The organism is Pseudomonas reinekei (genome assembly GCF_001945365.1).
In the GTDB taxonomy this organism is placed as follows: domain Bacteria; phylum Pseudomonadota; class Gammaproteobacteria; order Pseudomonadales; family Pseudomonadaceae; genus Aquipseudomonas; species Aquipseudomonas reinekei.
In genome coordinates this window covers 344,278-369,134 of sequence record NZ_MSTQ01000006.1, presented here as the reverse complement: position 1 = coordinate 369,134, position 24,857 = coordinate 344,278, and the positions used below count along the sequence as shown (strand labels likewise).

20 protein-coding genes and 2 tRNA genes are annotated in these 24,857 nt (G+C 60.3%); 17 read left to right on the top strand and 5 right to left on the bottom strand.

Annotated features, from left to right (window positions below; genetic code table 11):
* Positions 1–9: 9 nt before the first annotated feature.
* The 4 genes from BVK86_RS13025 (at position 10) to pdeM (ending at position 5,227) form a co-directional block, all read left to right on the top strand.
* Positions 10–1,128: a succinylglutamate desuccinylase/aspartoacylase family protein gene (locus BVK86_RS13025; RefSeq protein WP_075946809.1), complete on the top strand. Its 1,119-nt coding sequence runs from the start codon at positions 10–12 to the stop codon at positions 1,126–1,128.
* Between the two features lie 13 nt (positions 1,129–1,141).
* Positions 1,142–1,906, top strand: coding sequence for an ABC transporter ATP-binding protein (locus BVK86_RS13020; RefSeq protein WP_075946808.1), 765 nt, complete (start codon positions 1,142–1,144; stop codon positions 1,904–1,906).
* 175 nt (positions 1,907–2,081) lie between these two features.
* Entirely contained in the window at positions 2,082–4,571 is a 2,490-nt protein-coding gene (locus BVK86_RS13015; RefSeq protein ID WP_075946807.1) for a ligase-associated DNA damage response DEXH box helicase, read from the top strand.
* Positions 4,568–5,227: a ligase-associated DNA damage response endonuclease PdeM gene (pdeM, locus tag BVK86_RS13010; protein WP_075946806.1), complete on the top strand. Its 660-nt coding sequence runs from the start codon at positions 4,568–4,570 to the stop codon at positions 5,225–5,227. The genes BVK86_RS13015 and pdeM overlap by 4 nt, the downstream gene beginning before the upstream one ends.
* 57 nt (positions 5,228–5,284) lie before the next feature.
* Here the strand turns inward: pdeM and BVK86_RS13005 are convergent, their stop codons facing one another.
* Both BVK86_RS13005 and dcd read right to left on the bottom strand, forming a co-directional pair.
* On the bottom strand, positions 5,285–5,494 hold the full coding sequence (locus BVK86_RS13005) for a hypothetical protein (RefSeq protein ID WP_056856149.1): 210 nt from the start codon (positions 5,492–5,494) through the stop codon (positions 5,285–5,287).
* 106 nt (positions 5,495–5,600) lie between these two features.
* Entirely contained in the window at positions 5,601–6,167 is a 567-nt protein-coding gene (gene dcd, locus BVK86_RS13000) for a dCTP deaminase (RefSeq protein WP_007940589.1), read from the bottom strand.
* A 353-nt stretch (positions 6,168–6,520) separates the two neighbouring features.
* On the opposite strand from dcd, the gene BVK86_RS12995 reads away from it, so the two are divergent.
* On the top strand, positions 6,521–6,730 hold the full coding sequence (locus BVK86_RS12995; RefSeq protein WP_002554837.1) for a cold-shock protein: 210 nt from the start codon (positions 6,521–6,523) through the stop codon (positions 6,728–6,730).
* Between the two features lie 112 nt (positions 6,731–6,842).
* Here the strand turns inward: BVK86_RS12995 and BVK86_RS12990 are convergent, their stop codons facing one another.
* Positions 6,843–7,850, bottom strand: coding sequence for a DUF481 domain-containing protein (locus tag BVK86_RS12990; RefSeq protein ID WP_075946805.1), 1,008 nt, complete (start codon positions 7,848–7,850; stop codon positions 6,843–6,845).
* Between the two features lie 162 nt (positions 7,851–8,012).
* Here BVK86_RS12990 and BVK86_RS12985 point away from each other — a divergent pair, with 162 nt between their 5' ends.
* From BVK86_RS12985 to BVK86_RS12970, 4 genes are all read left to right on the top strand, one after another.
* Positions 8,013–8,366 (top strand): MGMT family protein, encoded by a 354-nt coding sequence (locus BVK86_RS12985; RefSeq protein ID WP_075946804.1) that lies wholly within the window; start codon positions 8,013–8,015, stop codon positions 8,364–8,366.
* Between the two features lie 44 nt (positions 8,367–8,410).
* Positions 8,411–9,970, top strand: coding sequence for an AmpG family muropeptide MFS transporter (locus BVK86_RS12980; protein ID WP_075946803.1), 1,560 nt, complete (start codon positions 8,411–8,413; stop codon positions 9,968–9,970).
* A gap of 154 nt (positions 9,971–10,124) precedes the next feature.
* On the top strand, positions 10,125–11,840 hold the full coding sequence (locus BVK86_RS12975; RefSeq protein ID WP_075946802.1) for a proline--tRNA ligase: 1,716 nt from the start codon (positions 10,125–10,127) through the stop codon (positions 11,838–11,840).
* A 17-nt stretch (positions 11,841–11,857) separates the two neighbouring features.
* Complete coding sequence (locus tag BVK86_RS12970) at positions 11,858–12,811, top strand: hypothetical protein (RefSeq protein ID WP_075946801.1); 954 nt, start codon at positions 11,858–11,860, stop codon at positions 12,809–12,811.
* Positions 12,812–12,925: 114 nt separating this feature from the next.
* On the opposite strand, the gene dinB is transcribed toward BVK86_RS12970, so the two are convergent.
* Complete coding sequence (gene dinB / locus BVK86_RS12965; protein ID WP_075946800.1) at positions 12,926–13,987, bottom strand: DNA polymerase IV; 1,062 nt, start codon at positions 13,985–13,987, stop codon at positions 12,926–12,928.
* Between the two features lie 299 nt (positions 13,988–14,286).
* On the opposite strand from dinB, the gene BVK86_RS12960 reads away from it, so the two are divergent.
* The 4 genes from BVK86_RS12960 (at position 14,287) to BVK86_RS12945 (ending at position 18,888) form a co-directional block, all read left to right on the top strand.
* A tRNA-Met gene (locus BVK86_RS12960) sits at positions 14,287–14,363 on the top strand.
* A 230-nt stretch (positions 14,364–14,593) separates the two neighbouring features.
* Positions 14,594–14,670 (top strand) — tRNA-Met (locus tag BVK86_RS12955).
* Between the two features lie 277 nt (positions 14,671–14,947).
* Positions 14,948–17,590 carry a bifunctional lysylphosphatidylglycerol flippase/synthetase MprF gene (gene mprF / locus BVK86_RS12950; protein WP_075946799.1) on the top strand — a complete coding sequence of 881 codons (2,643 nt, stop codon included), beginning with the start codon at positions 14,948–14,950 and terminating at the stop codon, positions 17,588–17,590.
* A complete protein-coding gene (locus BVK86_RS12945; protein ID WP_075946798.1) occupies positions 17,590–18,888 on the top strand; it encodes a virulence factor family protein in 1,299 nt (432 codons plus the stop codon). The genes mprF and BVK86_RS12945 overlap by 1 nt, the downstream gene beginning before the upstream one ends.
* Before the next feature lie 325 nt (positions 18,889–19,213).
* On the opposite strand, the gene BVK86_RS12940 is transcribed toward BVK86_RS12945, so the two are convergent.
* Positions 19,214–21,115, bottom strand: coding sequence for a potassium transporter Kup (locus BVK86_RS12940; protein ID WP_075946797.1), 1,902 nt, complete (start codon positions 21,113–21,115; stop codon positions 19,214–19,216).
* A gap of 290 nt (positions 21,116–21,405) precedes the next feature.
* On the opposite strand from BVK86_RS12940, the gene rimO reads away from it, so the two are divergent.
* The 4 genes from rimO (at position 21,406) to BVK86_RS12915 (ending at position 24,788) form a co-directional block, all read left to right on the top strand.
* Entirely contained in the window at positions 21,406–22,743 is a 1,338-nt protein-coding gene (gene rimO / locus BVK86_RS12930; protein WP_075946795.1) for a 30S ribosomal protein S12 methylthiotransferase RimO, read from the top strand.
* A gap of 123 nt (positions 22,744–22,866) precedes the next feature.
* The gene (locus BVK86_RS12925; RefSeq protein WP_075946794.1) at positions 22,867–23,340 is read left to right on the top strand and encodes a GNAT family N-acetyltransferase; all 474 of its coding nucleotides are present in this window, start codon (positions 22,867–22,869) and stop codon (positions 23,338–23,340) included.
* A 190-nt stretch (positions 23,341–23,530) separates the two neighbouring features.
* The gene (locus BVK86_RS12920; protein ID WP_075946793.1) at positions 23,531–24,241 is read left to right on the top strand and encodes an rRNA pseudouridine synthase; all 711 of its coding nucleotides are present in this window, start codon (positions 23,531–23,533) and stop codon (positions 24,239–24,241) included.
* Between the two features lie 76 nt (positions 24,242–24,317).
* Positions 24,318–24,788 (top strand): YehS family protein, encoded by a 471-nt coding sequence (locus tag BVK86_RS12915; protein ID WP_046816549.1) that lies wholly within the window; start codon positions 24,318–24,320, stop codon positions 24,786–24,788.
* Positions 24,789–24,857: the final 69 nt, after the last annotated feature.

Here is a 24,857-nt window from a genome sequence, read left to right as displayed (position 1 = left end):
TTTTTCGCAATGCGCCACCAGATTCATGACCTGCTGGCCCCGCTGCCGGGGACAGCACGACAGATCCACAGTTTTCACTTCGGCCCTCAACCGGCCAAAGGCAAAATCTACATCCAGTCGTCCCTGCATGCCGATGAAATGCCCGGCATGCTGGTCGCCTGGCACCTCAAGCAACGCCTGACCGAGCTGGAAGCGGCCGGGCGGCTGCGCAGTGAAATCGTCCTGGTTCCCGTGGCCAATCCGGTCGGCCTGGAACAAGTGCTGATGGACGTGCCGCTGGGTCGCTACGAGCTGGAAAGCGGGCAGAACTTCAACCGCTGGTTCGTCGATTTGAGCGAAGAGGTCGGCAACGAGATCGAAGGTCAGCTCGGCGACGACCCGCAACGCAATCTCGAACTGATCCGCCACAGCCTGCGCAACGCACTGGCACGGCAGACCGCCACCACCCAACTGCAATCGCAACGCCTGACCCTGCAACGGCTGGCCTGCGACGCCGACATGGTGCTGGACCTGCACTGCGATTTCGAAGCCGTCGCGCACCTGTACACCACGCCCGAAGCCTGGGCGCGGGTCGAACCACTGGCGCGTTACATCGGTTCCGAAGCCAGCTTGCTGGCCACTGATTCCGGCGGGCAGTCGTTCGATGAATGCTTCACCCTGCTGTGGTGGCAGTTGAAGGAACGCTTCGGCGAACAGTTCGACATTCCACCGGGCAGTTTCTCGGTCACCGTCGAACTGCGCGGCCAGGGCGATGTGAATCACCCGCTGGCCAGCCTCGACAGCCAGGCCGTGATCGATTACCTGATTCACTTCGGTGCAATTGCCGGCGAACCGGCGCCGATGCCAGAGCTGCCCTACCCGGCTACGCCGCTGGCCGGCGTGGAGCCGGTGGCGACGCCCGTCGGCGGTTTGCTGGTGTTCACCGCACTGCCGGGTGAGTACCTGGAAGCGGGGCAACTGATCGCCGAAATCATTGACCCGATCACCGATCGCGTCACTCCAGTCCATTGCACCGCCGCCGGCCTGATGTACGCCCGCTCGCTGCGCCGCATGGCCACTGCCGGCATGGTGATCGCCCATGTCGCGGGCACCGAAGCCTATCGCAGCGGCTACCTACTTTCGCCTTGAGGATGCATGTTCCATGTACAAACTGACCATCGAAGACCTGCATAAAAGCTACGGCGATCATCAGGTGCTCAAAGGCGTTTCGCTCAAGGCCAACACCGGCGACGTCATCAGCCTGATCGGCGCCAGCGGCTCGGGCAAAAGTACCTTCCTGCGCTGCATCAACTTTCTCGAACAACCCAACGACGGCGCCATGAGCCTGGACGGCCAGGCCATCCGCATGATCAAGGATCGCCACGGCATGCACGTTGCCGATCCCGACGAGCTGCAACGGATCCGCACCCGCCTGGCGATGGTGTTCCAGCACTTCAACCTGTGGAGCCACATGACCGTGCTGGAAAACATCACCATGGCGCCACGCAGGGTGCTGGGCTGCAGCAAGCAGGAAGCCGAAGACCGTGCCCGCCGCTACCTGGACAAAGTCGGTTTACCGGCGCGGGTGGCCGATCAATACCCGGCATTCCTTTCCGGCGGTCAGCAGCAACGCGTGGCGATTGCCCGGGCATTGGCCATGGAGCCGGAAGTCATGCTATTCGACGAACCGACGTCGGCGCTGGACCCGGAACTGGTGGGTGAAGTGCTCAAAGTGATCCAGGGCCTGGCCGAAGAAGGTCGGACCATGATCATGGTGACCCACGAAATGAGCTTCGCCCGCAAGGTATCCAGCCAGGTACTGTTCCTGCACCAGGGTCTGGTGGAGGAAGAAGGCGCGCCGGAAGACGTGCTGGGCAATCCCAAGAGTGAGCGCTTGAAGCAGTTCCTCAGCGGTAACCTGAAGTAATTCACCTCTCCCTCGCAGGAGCAAGCTTGCTCGCGATAGCGGTTTTTCGGCTGACGTCCTCGTCGCCTGACACACCGTCATCGCGAGCAAGATTGCTCCTAGAAGTCATCGCAGTAAAACTTGTCCCATTGCCCCGCGGTCACTGAAAGAACACGTCCAGAGCGCACCCGCCAGCATGGGAACCACCACTGACTTCGCTAAACGCTGGTTCACCGTTCGCGGCTGGAAGCCGTTTGCCTTTCAGAAACAAGTCTGGACGGCGGTAAAACAAGGACAATCCGGGCTGTTGCATGCCAGCACCGGCGCCGGCAAAACCTACGCGGTGTGGTTCGGCGCACTCAATCGCTTCGCTCGCGCCTCCTCTCCCGCAGAAACATCCCGCAAACGCAAGCCCGTGGCCGAGCCCCTGACTGTGTTGTGGATAACCCCCATGCGCGCCTTGGCCGCCGACACCGCCAGCGCACTTGAAGCGCCGCTGCAGGATTTGCAGATTCCGTGGACCGTCGGCCTGCGTACCGGCGATACCAGCAGCAGCGAACGGGCGCGCCAGAGTCGGCGACTACCGACCACGCTGATCACTACGCCAGAGAGCCTGACCCTGATGCTTGCCCGTGCCGACGCGCAAACAGCACTTTCGAGCTTGCGCATGGTGGTGGTCGATGAATGGCACGAATTGCTCGGCAACAAACGCGGCGTGCAGTTGCAACTGGCTCTCGCCCGTTTGCGCCGCTGGCATCCCGACCTGATCGTCTGGGGCGTTTCCGCGACCTTGGGTAATCAGGCGCACGCCGAGCAGGTGCTGATCCCAAACGGTGGCGGGATCAGCGTTCAGGGCCAGAGCAAAAAAGAGCTGCGCATTGACACCCTTCTCCCGCCGGCGATCGAGCGCTTTCCCTGGGCCGGGCACATCGGGCTGAAGATGCTGCCGCAAGTGGTCAGCGAGCTCGAATCCAGCGCCAGCAGCCTGGTGTTCACCAACACCCGTGCCCAATCGGAGATCTGGTATCAAGCCTTGCTCGAGGCGCGTCCGGACTGGGCCGGGTTAATCGCTTTGCATCACAGCTCATTGTCCCGCGACACCCGTGACTGGGTCGAACGCGCCCTCAAGGACGGCCAACTCAAGGCGGTGGTCTGCACCTCCAGCCTCGATCTGGGTGTGGACTTTTTGCCTGTGGAGCGGGTGCTGCAAATCGGTTCCGCCAAAGGCGTCGCGCGGCTCATGCAACGTGCCGGGCGCTCCGGTCATGCGCCAGGACGCGCGTCGCGGGTCACCATGGTGCCGACGCACAGCCTGGAATTGATCGAGGCCGCAGCGGCGCAGGATGCCGTGGCGGCACGTCGTATCGAACCGCGACTGTCGCCGGTCAAGCCACTGGATGTGCTGGTGCAGCACTTGGTGAGCATCGCATTGGGGGGCGGTTTTGTGCCCGATGAGCTGTACGAAGAAGTACGCGGAGCCTGGGCTTATCGGGACCTGAACCAGGCCGAATGGGCCTGGGCATTGGCTTTTGTACGCCATGGCGGGCTTTCCCTGACCGCCTACCCGGATTACCGCAGGGTCGAACCCGATGAACACGGTGTGTGGCGCGTACCGGATGCGCGACTGGCCCGCAGGCATCGCATGAGCATCGGCACCATCGTCAGCGACGCGACTGTCCAGTTGAAATTCTGGAGCAAGGGCGGCGGCGGAAAACAATTGGGCAGCGTCGAAGAAGGCTTTATTGCACGGCTCAAGCCAGGCGATGGCTTTCTGTTTGCCGGTCGTTTGCTGGAACTGGTGCGGGTGGAAAACATGACCGCGTATGTCAAACGCAGCACGGTGAAAAAAGCCGCGGTACCGCGCTGGAATGGCGGACGCATGCCCCTCTCCAACGAACTGGCGCAAGCGCTGGTCGCCCGATTCAGCGCGGCGGCGCAGGGGCATTACGACGGCCCGGAAATGCAGGCGATGCGCCCCTTACTGCAGGTGCAGCAACACTGGTCAGGCTTACCGAGCGAAGACCGTTTGCTGGCCGAAGCCCTGAAATCGCGCGAAGGCTGGCACCTTTTTCTCTTCCCCTTCGCCGGGCGCCAAGTGCATCTCGGGCTGGCAAGCCTGCTGGCGTGGCGAGCCAGTCAGCGTCAACCGTTAACGTTCTCGATTGCGGTCAACGATTACGGCCTTGAGTTGCTCAGCGCCACGCCCGTCGATTGGGCGGAGCAACTCGATGCCGCCCTGTTCAATCCCGCTGATCTGTTAAAGGACGTGTTGGCCAGTCTTAACGCCGGCGAACTGGCGCTGCGCCGCTTTCGGGAAATCGCCCGGATTGCCGGACTGGTGTTCGCCGGCTACCCCGGTGCGCCGAAAAGCACGCGACAAGTCCAGGCCTCCAGCGGTCTGTTCTTCGAAGTGTTCAAACAATATGACGCGGGCAACCTGTTGCTGGCTCAGGCCGGGGAGGAAGTGCTGCGGGAAGAATTGGATATTCGTCGTCTGGAACAGACGCTGGAGCGAATCAACCGGATGAAACTGGACCTGCATCAGATCAAACGCCCGACGCCCCTCGGGTTTCCACTGCTGGTGGAGCGCATGCGGGAAAGCATGAGTTCGGAAAAACTCGCTGACCGCATCCGACGCATGGTCAGCGATCTTGAAAAAACCGCCGACACCGGGAAAACCCGATGAACACGCCCTATCCCGTGCAGTTGGCAGGAGAAGAACTCTGGTTGCTGCCAGAGAAGGCCATTTACTGGCCAGCGCAACAAGCGCTGCTGATCGCCGATGTGCATTTCGGCAAGGCTGCCGCTTATCGAAGCCTTGGCCAACCCGTTCCCCAAGGCACCACCACGCAAAACATTGCAGTACTCGATGCCCTGTTGTCGGCACTGCCCTGTCGGCAGTTGATTTTCCTCGGTGACTTTCTCCACGGGCCCGGCTCCCATGCCGTGGCCACGCTGGCGGCATTGAGCCAATGGCGAGCGCGACACGCGGGTATAGACATGACCCTGATTCGTGGCAACCACGATAAACGGGCCGGCGATCCGCCGGCGGCGCTGAATATTTGTGTAGTGCCTGAACCCGTGCTGCTCGGTCCATTTGCCTTGCAGCACGAACCGACCCCGCACCCCGGGCGCCACGTACTGGCCGGGCATGTGCATCCGGTTTATCGGCTGCATGGCAAAGGTCGTCAGAGCTTGCGGCTGGCGTGTTTCAGGATGGGTGAGGACGTGAGCCTTCTTCCGGCCTTCGGTGCGTTTACCGGCGGGTATCAGGTCAGTCTGGACGACAACAGCAGAATCTTCGTCATCGGCGATAACGAAATATGGCCGGTGAACCTGTAGGTGCGAGCAAGGAGCGAGCATGCTCGCTCCTGCAGTGATTCAGAAGCCGTTAAGGAATCAGGCCACAGGTGCGGGCGGCGGCTCATCCGGAAGGGTCGGTTCACCGGGCTCGGTAGGCTGTTCGTTGGGCGTATCAGGATCAGGCTGGCCGGGAATGCCACCTGCCATGCTGATAGTCGGATGCGCCAGCAAGGACCAGGCTAAAACGCCAACCTGATTGGGCTCAAGCCTTGCCAGTTCGGCACTTATTTGCGGGTCGATCTTCATAAAGCACTCCTCAGCGATGGCTCGACCCGCCTTGCGCGGATCGGAGCGTACCCTCCATAGAGTGTACGCTCGCTCAGGAATTCCCACGTTCTGTCGGACGGCTGACTCAGGTCCGCGGCAGGGTCACGCCACGCTGGCCCTGATATTTGCCGCCACGGTCCTTGTACGAGACTTCACATTCTTCGTCGGACTCAAGGAACAGCATCTGCGCCACGCCTTCGTTGGCGTAGATCTTCGCCGGCAGATTGGTGGTGTTGGAGAACTCCAGGGTCACGTGCCCTTCCCACTCTGGCTCAAGCGGCGTGACGTTGACGATGATGCCGCAGCGCGCGTAAGTGCTTTTACCCAGGCAGATGGTCAGTACATTGCGCGGAATGCGGAAATATTCGACGGTGCTGGCCAGGGCGAAGGAGTTTGGCGGGATGATGCACACATCACTGTGGATATCGACAAAGCTGCCGGCATCGAAGTTTTTCGGGTCGACGATGGCCGAATTGATGTTGGTGAACACTTTGAAATGATTGGTGCAACGCACATCGTAGCCGTAGCTGGACACGCCGTAGGAGATCACACGGCTGTCGTCGCTGCCACGCATCTGGCGCTCTACGAACGGCTCGATCATGCCGTGTTCCTGCGCCATGCGGCGAATCCACTTGTCCGATTTGATGCTCATGGCGGTGTCCTGAATAGCGAGGTGGAAAAAATCTGTCCGGCATCTTACCGGGCGCGCCGCCGGGTTCAAAGTCCGCACTGCAATTCTCGCCGAACAGCCTCGAATTCCCCCGCGCTGGCGACGAACCGTCACACCGTCGATCCTTAAAACAGAGAAACCTGCGCAAGAAGCATTGGCACGTTCCGGAAAAAGGGTTAAGGTGGCGCCACTGTGCTGCTTGTGTCACTGAGAATCTCTACACGATATGTTGAATTTCGATCCAACCATCTACAAGAATTTTTCCTGCTCTTTGCACTCAGTCTCGGCCAGGGTTCTTCCTGAGTCGCAGTTATCTTTGTTCAAGGAGTTACACCATGTCTAATCGCCAAACCGGTACCGTTAAGTGGTTCAACGATGAAAAAGGCTTCGGCTTCATCACCCCACAATCCGGTGACGACCTGTTCGTTCACTTCAAAGCTATCCAATCCGACGGCTTCAAAAGCCTGAAAGAAGGCCAACAGGTTTCTTTCATCGCTACCCGCGGTCAGAAAGGCATGCAAGCTGAAGAAGTTCAAGTTATCTAACTTGTACTTGCTTTAGTAAAAAGCCCCGCCCTCAAAAGCGGGGTTTTTTTGTGCCTGTGTGTTTTTGCCAGGCAAAAAAATCGCGACCAATGTCGCGATTTTTTTCAACGCCTTACCAGGTCACGCCAAACCCTGCGGTGTAGCGGGTCTTGTCCAGATCGGCGTCGTCGGTCCCCTCAATGATGTTGCGCTCGGCCTTAAGATTGAGCGAAGCCCAGTCCGTCACCTTGTAGCGCAGGCCGATTTCCGAATCCAGCGCGTACTCCGCCACACCGGACAATGGCTTGCCAACCTCGCCATTGGTGAAGAACTCGACCTTCTTGCCGATCAGGTAGCGGTTGTAATCCCACTTCATGGCCACGGAATAGAAATTCTCCTTGCTGCCGTCGGCGAACTCGTAATCCGTGCGGTTGACCAGCGAACCGAGGGAGAACGCACCCAGTTCGTCATCCCAGAACTGGTAACCCGGGCCGGTACCGACCGTGCGCTGACGGGACAGGTCTTCAACCTTGTCGCGTTTGTAGACCAGACGCCCCTGCCAGAACCATTTTTCTGTCAGGAAGCGGTCGAGAGAATACTCGCCCCGCCAGTTGTCCGTGGTCACCACGTCATCCTGGAATTCGCGGTTGTACTCACCTTCCGCGATATGCCTCCAGCGACCATGACGCGCAGTGGTCTTGAAGTCGATGTCGTAATCGTCGGTGTCCTTGTCGGCACGCTGGTAATCCAGCGCCGCGTCGATATTGCCTTTCCACACCAAATCCTCGACCACTGGCTTGGGCTTGAGAATTTGCTGAACACTCGCCAGTTCGACCGTCTTGGGCGCTTCACCGTTTTCGAGGGTCACCTTGCCGTCTTCCGCCGCGTGCAGCGACTTGGCTTTCTCGCCGGTGTAGGCGTCCTGCTTGACCAGCAACTCCTGATCGCTCTCCAGGGTTTTCACCTTGTTCCAGTCGATCGGCACGGCACCGGCATACTCGGTTTGAACCAGCAGCTTGCCGCCATCGAACAGGATGATCTTGCCGCTCAGCTTGTCACCGTTCTTCAACCAGACGGTGTCCGCGAGCAAGGGAGTGGAGGCACTGACGACAGCGAGGCACAGCAGGGTTCTGGACAACATAAGCAAATCAAGGCTCAGGTTCGCGAAAAAAGTCGGCATTATCCGCAGGAATAAGGCCCTAGCAAGGACTGACCCGACTATGACTATTGAGTTCATTTCTCATCTGTCGATCAAGGATTTACTCTACGGGCGGTACTGTGAATTTCTTCAGGAACTGCGCACGTGATCGAAACAAACGCTGAACCCGAAAGCGCGGCACAAATCCGACGCACGGCGCTCTATCTGACCTTGGCGCAAGTGCCCGAAGGCAAAGTGGTGAGCTATGGTCAGTTGGCGGAGCTGGCCGGCTTGGGACGGGCGGCGCGCTGGGTAGGACGGACGCTGAGCCAGCTGCCCGGCGACAGTAAGTTACCCTGGCACCGTGTACTCGGCGCCGGCGGGCGCATCAGCCTCCCCGCTGGCAGTCCATCGGGGGACGAACAACGCGCGCGATTGCGTATTGAGGGCATCAGTATCCTGAATAATCGTGTTGATATTCAGCGTCATGGGTGGCGCCCGGTAGAGCACAGCGGTTAGAGTGCGCGCTTTGTTTCCGTATTTCTTGAGGCAGACTCCAGCCCATGCCCCGTAAAACCTGGCGCGCCGCGCTCGCTGCCTATGCCAGCCCCTCGACGCTTGTATTGTTATTGCTGGGTTTCGCCGCCGGCCTGCCCTACATGCTGGTGTTCTCGACGCTTTCCGTCTGGCTGCGTGAAGCCGGTGTGGCGCGCGAGACCATCGGCTACGCCAGCCTGATTGGTCTGGCCTACGCCTTCAAATGGGTCTGGTCCCCGCTGCTCGACCAATGGCGCCTGCCGTTGCTCGGCAAGCTGGGGCGACGACGCTCCTGGCTGGTGCTTTCCCAAGCCCTGGTGATTCTCGGCCTGATCGGCATGGGTTTCTGCGACCCGCAAAAACATCTGTCCTGGTTGATCGCCATCGCGGTAGTCGTCGCGTTCGCCTCGGCGACGCAAGATATCGCGGTTGACGCCTACCGACTGGAAATCGCCGAGGACAATCGGCAGGCCGCCCTGGCCGCCAGCTACATGTCCGGTTATCGAATCGCGGCGCTGCTGGCCACCGCCGGCGCGTTGTTTTTCGCTGAAGGCTTCGGCTCCACCGGTTTCAACTACAAGCACTCGGCCTGGGCCGGCACTTACCTGTTGTTCGGCGCCTTGATGGTTCCGGCGTTGCTGACCTCGCTGTTCATGCGCGAACCGCCGGTACCACTGCGCACGCAACTGCAGGCCGGGCGCTACAGCTTCGTGCATCAATTGGCTTCGGTGTTCGTGCTGATCGTATTACTGGTCTCCGTGCCAGCGATGTTCACCCAGCTCTACAACACCGACTTCGCCAGCGTGCTGTTCGAAGGCGTGAGCCTGCTCGACCTGCTGCTTCAAGACCGCGCCTTCCTGCGGGCGATCCTCTACACCACGCTCACCGCCCTGTGCCTGTCAGCCATGGGCCGGCGCGGCCTGGCGCCGGTGCTGACCCCGGTCAACGACTTCATTCTGCGGTATCGCTGGCAAGCGCTGTTGCTGCTCGGCCTGATCGCCACCTACCGGATGTCCGACACGGTCATGGGTGTAATGGCCAACGTGTTCTACATCGACCAGGGCTTCACCAAGGACCAGATCGCCAGCGTCAGCAAAATCTTCGGCCTGATCATGACCCTGGTGGGCGCCGGCATGGGCGGCCTGCTGATCGTTAGATTCGGCATCCTGCCGATCCTGTTCATCGGCGGCGTGGCCTCGGCCGCGACCAACATCCTGTTCCTGATGCTCGCCGACATGGGCCCCGACCTGAACATGCTGGTGGTGACCATCTCGCTGGACAACTTCAGCTCGGGCCTTGCGACCTCGGCGTTCGTGGCCTACCTGTCGAGCCTGACCAACCTCAAGTTCTCCGCCACCCAATACGCCCTGCTCAGCTCGATCATGCTCTTGCTGCCTCGCCTGATCGGCGGTTACTCCGGGGTCATGGTGGAGAAATTCGGTTACCACGACTTCTTCCTGATCACCGCTCTGCTGGGCGTTCCGACGCTGGTGCTGATCGCCTTGCACTGGTTCCAGGAGAGCCGTCGCGAAGGCCCGACACCGACGCCGGAACCCGTACCGACCCAGGTTGTAGAAGAATCGTAGGATGCATCTGTAAGAAACAAGGCCGAGGGCGCGGCGATTCCCGCCCTCCACCGCACCACCGACCGCACCGCCGACCGCACGCCTGTACGACAGCGGATCTCGCCCGTACAATGCTCCGTCATTTCTCGTCATCAGCAATCGATAACGGCCAACCATGCGCACCAGTCAATTTTTGCTCGCCACACAGAAAGAAACGCCTTCCGACGCGGTCGTGATCAGCCACCAGCTGATGCTGCGTGCCGGCATGATCCGCAAACTTGCCTCGGGCCTGTACACCTGGCTGCCGATGGGCTTGCGAGTGATGCGCAAGGTCGAAGCCATCGTTCGTGAAGAAATGAACGCCGCCGGCTCGCTCGAAGTGTTGATGCCGAGCACCCAACCGGCTGAACTGTGGCAGGAATCCGGTCGCTGGGAAGAGTACGGCCCTGAGCTGCTGCGCTTCAAGGATCGCCACGGTCGCGATTTCTGCGCCGGCCCGACCCACGAAGAAGTCATCACCGATCTGATGCGCAACGAGCTGAGCAGCTACAAACAGCTGCCGATCAACCTGTACCAGATCCAGACCAAATTCCGTGACGAAATCCGCCCACGCTTCGGCTTGATGCGCGGCCGCGAATTCATCATGAAGGACGCCTATTCGTTCCACGCTGACCAGCCTTCGCTGCAGGTCACCTACGACCGCATGCACCAGGCGTACTGCAACGTGTTTACCCGTCTGGGCCTGAAGTTCCGCCCTGTAGAAGCCGACAACGGCTCCATCGGCGGCGCCGGTTCCCACGAGTTCCACGTGCTGGCCGAGTCCGGCGAAGACGACATCGTCTTCAGCAACGGTTCCGACTACGCCGCGAACATCGAGAAAGCCGAAGCCGTGCCTCGCGAAACTTCGCGCGCCGCACCGAGCGAAGAGCTGCGCCTGGTCGACACTCCAGACACCAAAACCATTGCCGCACTGGTGGAAAAATTCAATCTGCCGATTGAGAAGACCATCAAGACCCTGATCGTGCATGCCGAGGAAGAAGGCAAGCTGATTGCCCTGATCATCCGTGGCGATCACGAACTCAACGAAATCAAGGCTGCGAACCAGCCAGGCGTAGCCAGCCCGCTGGTCATGGCCAGCGATGCCGAACTGCGTGACGCCATTGGCGCCGGCGCTGGTTCCCTCGGCCCGCTGAACCTGCCACTGCCAATCATCATCGACCGCTCGGTCGAACTGATGAGCGACTTCGGCATCGGTGCCAACATCGACGACAAGCACTACTTCGGCGTGAACTGGGAACGCGACCTGCCGGTTCCGACCGTTGCCGACCTGCGTAACGTGGTCAGCGGCGACCCAAGCCCGGACGGCAAGGGCACCCTGGAAATCAAGCGCGGCATCGAAGTCGGGCACATCTTCCAGCTGGGCAACAAATACAGCAAGGCGATGAAGTGCGAAGTGCTGGGCGAGAACGGCAAGCCGGTGACCCTGGAAATGGGCTGCTACGGCATTGGCGTATCCCGCGTGGTGGCGGCGGCCATCGAACAGAACAACGACGACAAAGGCATCATCTGGAGCGACGCCCTCGCGCCGTTCCAGATCGCCCTGGTGCCGTTGCGCTATGAAACCGACCTGGTTCGCGAAGCCACCGACAAGCTGTATGCAGAACTGACTGCCGCCGGCTTCGAAGTGCTGCTGGACGACCGCGACAAAAAAACCAGCCCGGGCATCAAGTTCGCGGACATGGAGTTGATCGGCATTCCTCACCGGATCGTGGTCAGCGACCGTGGTCTTGCCGAAGGCAACCTGGAATACAAGAGCCGTACCGAGGCCGAGCCGCAAGCGCTGCCGGTTGCCGACGTACTGCCTTTCCTTCAGGCCCGTATCCGCCGCTGAAACCAGATAGAGACGTCATGTTCAAGCGAAACACCTTAGGCCTCGGTGGTGCCGCCCTGTGCGGCACCCTGCTGGTCAGCGGCTGTGCCAATCACATGTCACAACGCAGCGAGCACGAGGAACGTGTCGAGCGCAAATTGCTCGATCACAGCCTGCAGATTGATGTTGGTGAGCCCAAGGTGCTTGAGCTGCCGCAACGCCGGGTGAAAATCCACGAGCAAAAGACCTTCGAAGTCACCGAGTTCGAAGTCACGCGCCATTACGATCGCTACACGCCGTACCAGCCTTGGCGGGAGGTCTACGAGATCCCGTTGGGCGCGGTGGCGGTGGTCGGCGGCGTCGGTGCAAACGTGGTCAATGTCTTTGCCCTCGGCAACCTTCCGGATAGCGTGACCAAGGACTGGTTCAGCTACGGCTTTGCCGGACTCAACCCGTTCATGAACGTGCAATCCAACGGTCGCGCGCAGCAGAACCTGGCGGGCATCGATGAAGTCCAGCTCGACAAGCGCACGGAATACTCAAGCCTGCCGTGGAGCGAGCGTCCGGTGCAGGTCAAGGCCGGCAAGGAAACCTTCGAGCTGAGCACCGACAAAAACGGCATATTGCGCCTGAACCTGTTGGACAGCCCGTTCGCCGAACATGACCTCAATCATCTGAGCAAGCTGCAGATCAATGTCGAGGACGCCAAGGACGACGTGCATACCGATTCGTCCCTCGCCCTCAGCCACACCTTGCGCGGCAAGCTGCTCGAAGCCCACGGGTTGATTTACGACGACCTCGAAGACGACGAAGTGAGCCAGTGGGTGCACCGGGTCAAGCGCCTGTCGGAACTGGGTCTGGAAGAAGAAGCCAGCGAGCTGGAGCAAAGCCTGATTGAGCTGACTCGCAATGATCCTGAGTTGCAGACTGAATTCCTCAAGTCCTTGACCAAGGATGCCGGGCGGCTGGTGGCAGACCCGGGGCCTAATTAAGGCCTGAAAAGCATCGCGGACAAGCCCGCGCCCACAAGGACGATGCAGTACCTGTGGGAGCGGGCTTGCCTGCGATGGCTGCCCGACATTCACTGCGGCATCAAAACCCTGACCCTACCGCTCAAACAACTCCATCTGCTCAAACCCGCCTCGCAAATCCTCCAGCCTCACCCCCACCCCCAGCAACCGCACCGGTTTACCACCGCGATTGAAAGCCTGGGTCAGCAACAACTGATAACTGCCCAGATCCCTTCCCGCCCCTGCCTGCTCCAGCGTGGTCTGGGTGAAGTCATGGAATTTCACTTTGACGAACGGCTTGCCCGGCCGATAGCTGCTGTCGATTCGTTCCATACGGGTTTTGAGGGTGTCCAGCAGCTCCGGCAGTTTGTCGAGGCAGCTACGCAGATCCGGCAGGTCAACGTCGTAGGTGTTTTCGACACTGATGGACTGCCGCCGGCTGTCGTTATGCACCTGGCGATCATCGATTCCACGCGCCAGGCTCCAGAGTCGCTCACCAAAACTGCCAAACTCACGCACCAGCGCCAACTTGTCCCACTCGCGCAAGTGCGAGCAATCGACGATGCCGAGCTTGCCCAACCGCTCGGCCGTGACTTTGCCGACCCCGTGCAACTTGCTCACCGGCAAGCCACTGACAAAGTCTTCGACCCGATCCGGCGTGATGACGAACAAACCGTTGGGTTTCTTCCAGTCACTGGCGATCTTGGCGAGAAACTTGTTAGGCGCCACACCCGCCGACACCGTAATGTGCAACTGATTGGATACACGACGGCGGATGTCCTGGGCGATCCGCGTGGCGCTTCCACCGAAATGTGCGCTGTCCGACACGTCGAGGTACGCTTCATCCAGGGACAACGGCTCGATGATGTCGGTGTAATCGCGAAAAATCGTATGAATTTCCTTTGACGCCTCTCTATAGGCATCCATACGCGGCTTGACGATGGTCAGGTCGGGACACAGCTTCAATGCATGCCCGGAAGACATGGCCGAACGCACCCCATACGCCCGTGCCTCGTAATTGCAGGTGGCGATGACCCCACGCCGATCCGCGGAGCCCCCTACCGCCAGGGGCTTGCCGGCCAGGCGCGGGTCATCACGCATCTCGATGGCGGCGTAGAAACAGTCACAATCGACGTGGATGATTTTTCGCTGGGTCATATAAACGCGGTGTTCATGATGAAGAATTAGCGTACGAGGTGTAGGACACGCAGTATCTCACCGACACCTGTATATAGCACCAGTAGTGCTCAATCTTCCTGAGGATCTGTAGGAAAGCTCTCGATGAATTTATTTTCTCAATCGAAAAGCTTATGCCAATAGAGCTGAAAGCCTTGCCACGCCTGCGTCTCAGGCCTTTCCGACAACTCGCCTTTTAGCTAAGCAATTGAAGCGAAACGGATTTTGTCGGATCTGCGGGTTGACACCCCGGCGATTCTCTATAGAATGCGCCACACAGACGCGGGATGGAGCAGTCTGGTAGCTCGTCGGGCTCATAACCCGAAGGTCGTCGGTTCAAATCCGGCTCCCGCAACCAAACATCAAAAAGGCTACTCGAAAGAGTGGCCTTTTTTGTGCGCGCCTGTTTTATAGGGTCAAGCCTCTAACTGATGTTGAATCCTGAATTGACCCCAAATGAGAAATCGTTGCGATTCTGTGACTTAAGCTGCACCTGCGACCGTTTGCCGCGCTTTTACGTTTATTTGACCCTTGCGGGGATTAACGGTTGACACCTCGCCGATACTCTATAGAATGCCGCCACACAGACGCGGGATGGAGCAGTCTGGTAGCTCGTCGGGCTCATAACCCGAAGGTCGTCGGTTCAAATCCGGCTCCCGCAACCAAACATCAAAAAAGGCTACTCGAAAGAGTGGCCTTTTTTGTATCTGTTGAAAAAGTCCTTTCGCAACAATGATCTGTCACTGTGTAGCACGCCATTCGGGTCCCCCATGCGCCGAGTTCAGACTATGCTCTATCGCAGACTGAACCCTCTACGACTGATGACGCGCTCTCTCCATCATCCGGTGCGAGGCGTTAATATTTGTGATTATTTTTTTCTGCAGGGATTGGTAACTTGGCTGGATACCTCCATCCTGTCGCGCACAATCCAAGAGGTGATTGATGCGCGCCAACTCGTCTGATTCACAAGACACCGTCACAGCAACACAACCGATCAAGGCCGAGCGGCTGCGCTTGCTTGATCGTGTCAGCAAATACCGTCAGCCCATCGGCCTTGCGGTCACGCTGCTGTTGTTCGCGATCGCGCTGATTGCCTGTCGTCACCTGCTGAGCGAACTTGATCTGGACGCCCTGCACGACTCGATTCTCGACGTACCAAAACCGGCATTGCTCGGTGCACTGGGCGCGACCGTGGCGGGCTTCATCATATTGCTCGGTTACGAATGGTCAGCCAGTCGCTACGCCGGCGTGAGCCTGGCACCGCGCACCCTGGCTCTGGGCGGTTTCACCGCTTTCGCCATCGGCAATGCCATCGGCCTTTCGATGCTCTCGGGCGGTTCGGTTCGCTACCGTTTATATTCACGTCACGGCCTGGGGGCCACTGAAGTCGCGCACATGACGCTGTTCGCCAGCCTGTCGCTCGGTTGCGCCCTGCCGCCGCTGGCAGCACTGGCGACGCTCAGCAGCCTGCCCGCGGCCTCTGCGGCGCTGGGGCTCTCCGAAACCCTGCTTGGCGCCATCTCCGCCGCCGTACTGTTATTGTTCAGCGTACTCGCCATCGGCCTGTACCGTCGCAGGCTGCCGGAACAACCTTACCCCGATAACCTGCTGGTCAAGATCGGTCGTCGCACCCTGCGCCTGCCAGGGCGCCGCCTGACCTTCTTGCAACTGATCATCACCGCCCTGGACGTAGCCGCCGCCGCGACCGTGCTTTATCTCCTGCTGCCGCAAGCCCCGCCTTTTGGCGCGTTCCTGCTGGTGTATCTGCTGGCTCTGGCTGCCGGCGTACTCAGTCATGTGCCGGGTGGCGTCGGCGTGTTCGAAGCGATCTTGCTGGCGGCCTTCTCCGACAAACTCGGCGCCGCGCCACTGGCCGCTGCCCTGCTGCTCTACCGCCTGATCTACGTGGTGCTGCCGATGTTGGTGGCGTGCCTGTTGCTGTTAATCAACGAAGGCCAACGCCTGTTCCAGACTCGCCAGACGCTGCGCGCCGCGTCTGGCCTGGCAGCGCCAATCCTCGCTGTGCTGGTGTTCCTGTCCGGCGTGGTGCTGTTGTTTTCAGGGGCAACACCGGAAATCGACACCCGCCTGGAACACATCGGTTTCCTGATTCCCCATCGACTGGTCGACGCCTCGCACCTTGGCGCCAGCCTGATCGGCGTGTTGTGCCTGCTGCTTGCCCAGGGCCTGCGTCGGCGACTGTCGGCAGCGTGGATGCTGACCACCATTCTGTTGCTGGTCGGCGCCCTGCTCTCGCTACTCAAGGGTTTCGACTGGGAGGAAGCCAGCCTGATGGTGCTGACTGCGAGCCTGCTGGGGGTTTTCCGCCGCTCGTTCTATCGCCCGAGCCGCCTGACCGAATTGCCGTTCTCACCGCTGTACCTGGTGGCCAGCGTGTGCGTACTCGGGGCTTCGATGTGGCTGCTGTTGTTCGCCTATCAGGACGTGCCTTACAGCCATCAGCTCTGGTGGCAGTTCACCCTCGACGCCGATGCACCCCGAGGTTTGCGCTCGCTGCTCGGCGCTGCGGTGCTGCTGGTGGTGGTCTCCCTGACCTGGCTGCTGCGCACTGCCCGCCCGGTGATTCACCTGCCGACGCCAGATGAACTGGAGCGCGCCAGCAAAATCCTCATGGCATCCGCGCAACCGGACGGCGGCCTGGCCCTGACCGGTGACAAGGCGCTGCTGTTTCATCCCAACGATGAGGCGTTCCTGATGTATGCCCGTCGTGGCCGCAGCCTGGTGGCGCTGTATGACCCGATCGGCCCTGGCCAGCAACGGGCGGAAATGATCTGGCAGTTCCGTGACCTGTGCGACATCCACCACGCCCGCCCGGTGTTCTATCAAGTGCGCGCGGAGAACCTGCCGTACTACATGGACATCGGCCTGACCGCGATCAAGCTCGGTGAAGAAGCCCGGGTCGATCTCAAGCGCTTTGATCTCGAAGCCAAGGGCAAGGAGATGAAGGACCTGCGCTACACCTGGAACCGTGGCACCCGCGATGGCTTGTCGCTGGAAATCCATGAGCCGGGCCAGGCGCCGATAGATGAGCTCAAAGTGATTTCCGATGCCTGGCTGACCGGCAAGAACGTGCGCGAGAAAGGCTTCTCCCTCGGCCGGTTCAGTGATGATTACCTCAGGCATTTCCGCATTGCGGTGATCCGCTTCGAAGGACGCCCGGTGGCGTTCGCCAACCTGCTCGAGACCTACAGCCATGACCTGGCCAGCCTCGACCTGATGCGTGCACACCCCGAAGCTCCGAAGCTGACCATGGAGTTCATGATGGTTGGCCTGATTCAACACTATAAGAGTCACGGATACGCGCGTTTCAGCCTGGGCATGGTGCCGTTGTCGGGGTTGCAACCCCGTCGCGGGGCACCGTTGACCCAGCGCCTGGGCTCGATGGTATTCCGCCGTGGTGAGCAGCTCTACAACTTCCAAGGCTTGCGCCGCTTCAAAGACAAGTTCCAGCCTGACTGGGAACCCCGTTATATGGCCGTGCCCGCCGGACTCGATCCGCTGGTTGCCTTGGCCGATACTGCCGCCCTGATTGCAGGCGGCTTGACTGGATTGGTGAAACGCTGATGATTCAACGCTCCCTGAAGTACATCCTGGCCGCACTGATTGTGCTGGCCGTGATTGTCGGTGGCGGTTTCTGGTACCTCAAACGCCCGGCACCGGAACCGCCCCTCGAACAACTCACACCGGCCGATGGCGCGGCCATGACCCGCGTCATCCCCGGCACCACACCCAAAGCCCAGGTGCTGGTGGCGGTCACTGACGATCAGAAACTCAATGACAAGCAGCTGACCACCCTGAGCCGCAGCGCCTCGGCGCAAATCGTCCAGGTGATTCTCCCCAAGGACTGCCTGCTGCAAAGCCGCGCCTTGCAAGCCGGCCTGCGCGAGTTGAAAGGCCCGGCCACGCTGGTCAGCGGCATCGGCCCGGGCGCCGTGCTGGCCTGGCGCTGGTTGTCGGAACAGAAGAACGACAAGGCGCAGGCCGTGTCGGTGGACCTGGCCCTGGAAAAACCCGGTGGCTGCACGCACTTGCTGCCCAAAAGCGCCGCCCACGGTCACTGGCTGGTGGCCTGGAACGACAACCCGGACGACACCAGCGCCGGCTTCGTGCGCGATCAACCCAACGCCGAAACCAGCATCAGCGACTACGACATCAACCTGCCGCAAGTGCTGAACAACGAGCTGCGCAAGCTCCTCGTCGGCGGCGACAAAGCCGCCGGCGGCCTGCAGATTCCGGTGGTTGAAGTGCCGGCCGGCCAGGCGAAGGACACCGTCACCCTGTTCCTCTCCGGTGACGGCGGCTGGCGCGACCTGGACCGCGACGTCGCAGGTGAAATGGCCAAGATCGGCTACCCGGTGGTCGGCATCGACACCCTGCGCTACTACTGGCAGCACAAGAGCCCCGAGCAAAGCGCCCTGGACCTGGCAGAGCTGATGCAGCACTACCGGCAGAAATGGGGCACCAAGCGCTTCATCCTCACCGGTTACTCGTTCGGCGCCGACGTTCTGCCAGCGATCTACAACCGCCTGGCCGAATCGGAACAGAATCGCGTCGACGCGATCATCCTGCTGGCCTTCGCCCGTACCGGCAGCTTCGAAATCGAAGTCGAAGGCTGGCTCGGCAACGCTGGCAAAGAAGCCGCCACCGGCCCGGAAATGGCCAAGCTGCCCGCCGCCAAAGTGGTGTGCATCTACGGTGAAGAAGAAGTCGATGAAAGCGGCTGCACCGACAAGACCGCCGTAGGCGAAGTCATCAAACTGCCCGGCGGCCACCACTTCGACGAAAACTACCCGGCGCTGGCGCAGCGTTTGGTGGGTGTGATCGAGAAGCGGCAAGCCAAGGAAACTGAAGCTCAGGAGTGATCTGTAGTTTCACCCACGAAAAACGCCCCGACTCGCGAGAGCCGGGGCGTTTTTTTGGTCTTCACGAAACTTCGCAAAGCCATGCTCTATCGGTAGGAGCCGGCTTGCTGGCGATGGCGGCCTTCCAGTCGACATCGCCGCGCCCGACACACCACCATCGCCGGCAAGCCGGGCTCCTACAGAGGGAACGCGTACACCAAAAAGGCAGTCGGCCCGCAGGCCGCCTCGGTGGGAAGAATATGGCCGGTCGTCAGGCGCCATCGCCAGCAAGCCGGCTCCTACAGATATTTGTATTATCCGCAGGACCCGGGATTGCGCGAAGGGCCTACATCTCCACCTGCGTCCCCAACTCAATCACCCGGTTCAGTGGCAGATTGAAGAAGCGCAGGTTGCCGTTGGCGTTCTGCAACATGAAGGCGAACAGCGCCTCGCGCCAACGCGCCATGCCTTCGAGTTTGGAGGCGATGACCGTCTCGCGGCTGAGGAAGTAGGTGGTGCGCATCGGGCTGAAGTCGAGGTCATCGAGATGACACAGCTTGAGCGCTTGCGGCACGTCCGGTTCGTCAACGAAGCCAAAGTGCAGGATCACCCGGAAGAACCCTTCGCCGTAGGAATCGATCTCAAAGCGTCGGTTCGGCGGCACCCGCGGAATGTCTTCGTACACCACTGTCAGCAGCACCACTTGCTCGTGCAACACTTGGTTATGCAGCAGGTTGTGCAGCAATGCGTGAGGTACGGCGTCCGGTCGCGCAGTAAGGAACACGGCCGTGCCCTGTACGCGATGTGGCGGTTGCACGGCGATACTGCTGATGAAAATGTCCAGCGGCAGGCCACCTTCGTCGATACGTTCGACCAGCAGCTGCTTGCCGCGTTTCCAGGTGGTCATCAGCACAAACAGCGCAAGACCGGCGATCACCGGGAATGCGCCGCCCTGCACGATTTTTGGCACGTTGGCCGCGAAGTACAGGCCATCTACCAACAGGAAACCCAGCAGAATCGGCACCGCCAGCACCGGCGGCCATTTCCACAGCAGCAATATCACCGCCGACACCAGAATGGTGGTCATCAGCATGGTCCCGGTCACGGCCACACCGTAGGCCGATGCCAGCGCACCTGAGGATTCGAAACCCAGCACCAGCAAAATCACGCCGACCATCAACGCCCAGTTCACGGCACCGATGTAGATCTGGCCCTGCTCAGCGCTGGACGTGTGCCGAATGTGCATGCGCGGAATGTAGCCCAGCTGGATCGCTTGACGGGTCAGTGAGAACGCCCCGGAAATCACCGCTTGCGAGGCAATGACCGTGGCCAGCGTCGCCAGGCCGACCAGCGGAATCAACGCCCAGCTCGGCGCCAGCAGATAGAACGGGTTGCGCGCGGCTTCCGGATCGCCGAGCAGCAGCGCACCTTGACCAAAGTAATTCAGCACCAGCGCTGGCAGCACGAGGATGAACCAGGCGCGGGCAATCGGTTTGCGGCCAAAGTGGCCCATGTCGGCGTACAGCGCTTCGGCGCCGGTCAACGCCAGCACCACCGCGCCGAGGATCGCCACGCCCATGCCCGGATGGACGATAAAGAAGCGCACGCCCCAGACCGGGTTCATCGCTTGCAGCACTTCAGGGTGCTGCAGGATGCCGTAGACGCCCAGCGCCCCGAGCACCACAAACCAGGTGACCATGATCGGCCCGAACAGGATGCCGATGCGCGCGGTGCCGTGACTTTGGATCAGGAACAGCGCCACCAACACCACCAGCGACAGCGGCACGACCCAATGGTCGATACCGTCGAATGCCAGCCCCAGGCCTTCGATCGCCGACAGCACGGAAATCGCCGGTGTGATCATGCTGTCGCCATAGAACAGCGCCGCACCGATCAAGCCGCAGACCACCAGTAACGAGCGCAATTTCGCGTGCCCTGCCGCCGCCCGCCGCGCCAGTGCAGTCAGCGCCATGATCCCGCCCTCGCCCTGGTTGTCGGCGCGCAGGACAAACATCATGTACTTGATCGACACGACCCAGATCAGCGACCAGAAGATCAGCGCCAGAATCCCCAATACGCCGTCATGATTGACCGGCACACCATAGCCGCCGGAAAACACTTCCTTGAGGGTGTACAACGGGCTTGTGCCAATGTCGCCGTAAACCACCCCGACCGCCGCGACCAGCATGCCGATCGGCTTTGCTGCCGAATGCTCGGCACCCGCAGTCTGACTTCTTGCCTGACCCATCCATCACTCCTACTACCCAGACCCGGGGCTTCTTCGAAGAAGCACTATGCTTTGTCGTGAGCATGCGCTGTTTTACTTCACGTTACAGACGTTTTGTTGACAGTAAAAAATCGGTAACGCCCAACGGCGCGAAGCATAGCGCAGCACTCGTCGTATTTCCCTGCATAAAGCTGGTCAAGTGCGTCCACCATCGCTAGAATTGCGCACTTTTTGATCAGATGCGCGTTAAAGCGTCCGTCTGTCGCCTTGCCGATCACGGCTGGAGGCGTCACAAAACACCGAGGTTAGACATGTCCACCACTCCTGCGCCGGCCAATCCAAAGGTTGGCTTCGTATCCCTGGGTTGCCCGAAAGCACTGGTCGACTCCGAGCGCATCCTTACGCAGCTGCGCATGGAAGGCTATGACGTCGTGTCCACCTATCAGGACGCCGATGTCGTGGTGGTCAACACCTGCGGCTTCATCGATTCGGCCAAGGCGGAATCGCTGGAAGTGATCGGCGAAGCGATCAAGGAAAACGGCAAGGTCATCGTCACCGGCTGCATGGGCGTCGAGGAAGGCAACATCCGCGACGTGCACCCGAGCGTGCTGGCCGTGACCGGTCCGCAGCAGTATGAGCAAGTGGTCAACGCCGTGCACGAAGTCGTGCCGCCGCGTCAGGATCACAACCCGCTGATCGACCTGGTGCCGCCGCAAGGGATCAAACTGACCCCGCGCCACTACGCGTACCTGAAGATTTCCGAAGGCTGCAACCACAGCTGCAGCTTCTGCATCATCCCGTCGATGCGCGGCAAACTGGTCAGCCGTCCGGTGGGCGACGTACTCGACGAGGCCCAACGTCTGGTCAAATCCGGTGTTAAAGAGCTGTTGGTGATCTCTCAGGACACCAGCGCCTACGGCGTCGACGTGAAATACCGCACAGGCTTCTGGAACGGCGCGCCGGTGAAAACCCGCATGACCGAACTCTGCGAAGCCCTGAGCACCCTCGGCGTCTGGGTGCGCCTGCACTACGTTTACCCGTACCCGCACGTTGACGAACTGATCCCGCTGATGGCTGCCGGCAAAATCCTGCCGTACCTGGACATCCCGTTCCAGCACGCCAGCCCGAAAGTGCTGAAGTCGATGAAACGCCCGGCGTTCGAAGACAAGACCTTGGCGCGCATCAAAAACTGGCGCGAAATCTGCCCGGACCTGATCATTCGTTCGACCTTCATCGTCGGCTTCCCGGGCGAGACCGAAGAAGACTTCCAGTACCTGCTGAACTGGCTGACCGAAGCCCAGCTCGACCGTGTCGGCTGCTTCCAGTACTCGCCGGTCGACGGCGCGCCGGCCAACGACCTGGACCTGGACGTGGTGCCGGATGACGTCAAGCAGGATCGTTGGGAGCGTTTCATGGCGCACCAGCAGGCCATCAGCTCGGCGCGCCTGCAAATGCGCATCGGCCGTGAAATCGAAGTGCTGGTGGACGAGGTCGACGAGCAAGGCGCGGTCGGCCGCTGCTTCTTCGATGCCCCGGAAATCGACGGCAACGTATTCATCGACAACGGCAGTAACCTGAAACCGGGCGACAAAGTCTGGTGCAAAGTGACTGACGCCGACGAATACGACCTGTGGGCTGAACAGATCTAAACGCAAAAAATATGAAAAGCCCCGCTCTCTTGACGAGATGCGGGGCTTTTTTACGGCTATCGTTTGGTGAAGAACGGAATCTCATCTTTTACAGCCGGTTGCAGAGAGAAGGAGCAGGCGGGCATGCGCCAACATTCGGTCATCCACACACCGAAACAGAGTGACTATGAAGAGCTGACCCGGGTCTGGGAGGCCTCAGTACGCGCCACCCATGACTTTCTGCCGGACAGCTACATCAATCTGCTGAAGAACCTGGTGCTGACCCGCTACCTCGATGCGGTGATGCTGATCTGCACCAAGGACGCCAGCCAGCGCATTACCGGTTTTGCCGGGATCGCGGCGGGCAAGATCGAAATGCTCTTTATCGACCCGAAGCATCGCGGTCAGGGACTGGGCAAGAAATTGCTGCGCTATGCCATGGAAAACCTCAACGCCGATGAACTGGACGTTAACGAACAGAACCCGCAAGCGTTGGGGTTTTATTTCAAACAGGGTTTCGAAGTGATCGGCCGCTCGGAAGTCGATGGCATGGGCCAGCCGTATCCGCTGTTGCACATGCGGATGCGCCAAAATCACAAACTTTCACAGCACGGCTGACCTGACACTGAACCCTGTGGGAGCTGGCTTGCCAGCGATGCAGACGCTGCGGTCTATCCTGATGCGCCAAGGTGATGCAATCGCTGGCGAGCCAGCTCCCACATGGAATGCAACTGCATCGAAATGGAACCGGGCTTAACCGGCGCCAGGCAGGTACAATGCCCATCCCCTTTTTTGTTACGGCCCTGACATGACTGACCCGATTCGTCTCTCCAAACGCCTCATCGAACTCGTCGGCTGTTCCCGTCGGGAGGCTGAGTTGTTCATCGAGGGCGGCTGGGTCACCGTCGACGGCGAAGTCATCGACGAGCCGCAGTTCAAGGTCGGCACCCAGAAAGTCGAACTCGATCCAGAGGCCAAGGCCACTGCGCCGGAACCGGTCACCCTTCTGTTCAACGTGCCCGCCGGCATGGACGCGGACACCGCCATGGCGACCATCAGCGCCGAGACGCTGAGTGAAGAGCACCGCTACGGCAAACGTCCGCTCAAGGGCCACTTCCAGCGCCTGACCGCCAGCACCGACTTGCAAGCCAATGCCAGCGGTCTGCTGGTGTTCACGCAAGACTGGAAGATCCTGCGCAAGCTCACTGCCGACTCCAACAAGATCGAGCAGGAATACGTGGTCGAAGTCGAAGGCGACATGGTCGAACACGGCCTTAACCGCTTGCAGCACGGCCTGACCTACAAAGGCAAGGAATTGCCCGCAGTCAAGGCCAGCTGGCAAAACGAAAACCGCCTGCGTTTTGCCATGAAGAACCCGCAACCGGGCGTGATTGCCCTGTTCTGCCAGGCCGTCGGCCTGAAGGTCGTGGGCATCCGCCGCATCCGCATCGGCGGCGTGTCAATCGGCAAAGTGCCCGTGGGGCAATGGCGCTATCTGTCCGGCAAAGAGAAGTTCTAACACTTCTGACGCCGCCACACATTTCGGTGCCGCTGTTTCATGCGGCACCCACTGCTGAATATCAGGACTGCACACCATGATTCACAATGACGTACTGCGCAGCGTGCGCTACATGCTCGACATCAGCGACAAGAAAGTCATCGAGATCATCAAGCTCGGCGGCATGGACGTCACCCTGCCAGACCTGTTGACCTATCTCGACAAGAAAGAAGAAGACGAGGAAGGCTTCGTACGCTGCCCGGACGAAGTCATGGCGCATTTCCTCGACGGCCTGGTGATCTTCAAGCGCGGCAAGGACGAAAGCCGCCCGCCACAGCCGATCGAAGTGCCGGTGACCAATAACATCATCCTGAAAAAACTGCGCGTGGCCTTCGAACTGAAGGAAGACGACATGCACGCGATCCTCAAGGCCGCCGAGTTCCCGGTGTCCAAGCCTGAGCTGAGCGCGCTGTTCCGCAAGTTCGGCCACACCAACTACCGCCCGTGCGGCGACCAGTTGCTGCGCAATTTCCTCAAGGGCCTGACCCTGCGCGTTCGCCCGCAGTAAGCCTGATGCGCGTTGACCTGTAAGAGCCGGCTTGCTGGCGATAGCGTTTTGAAGATCGCCATCGCCAGC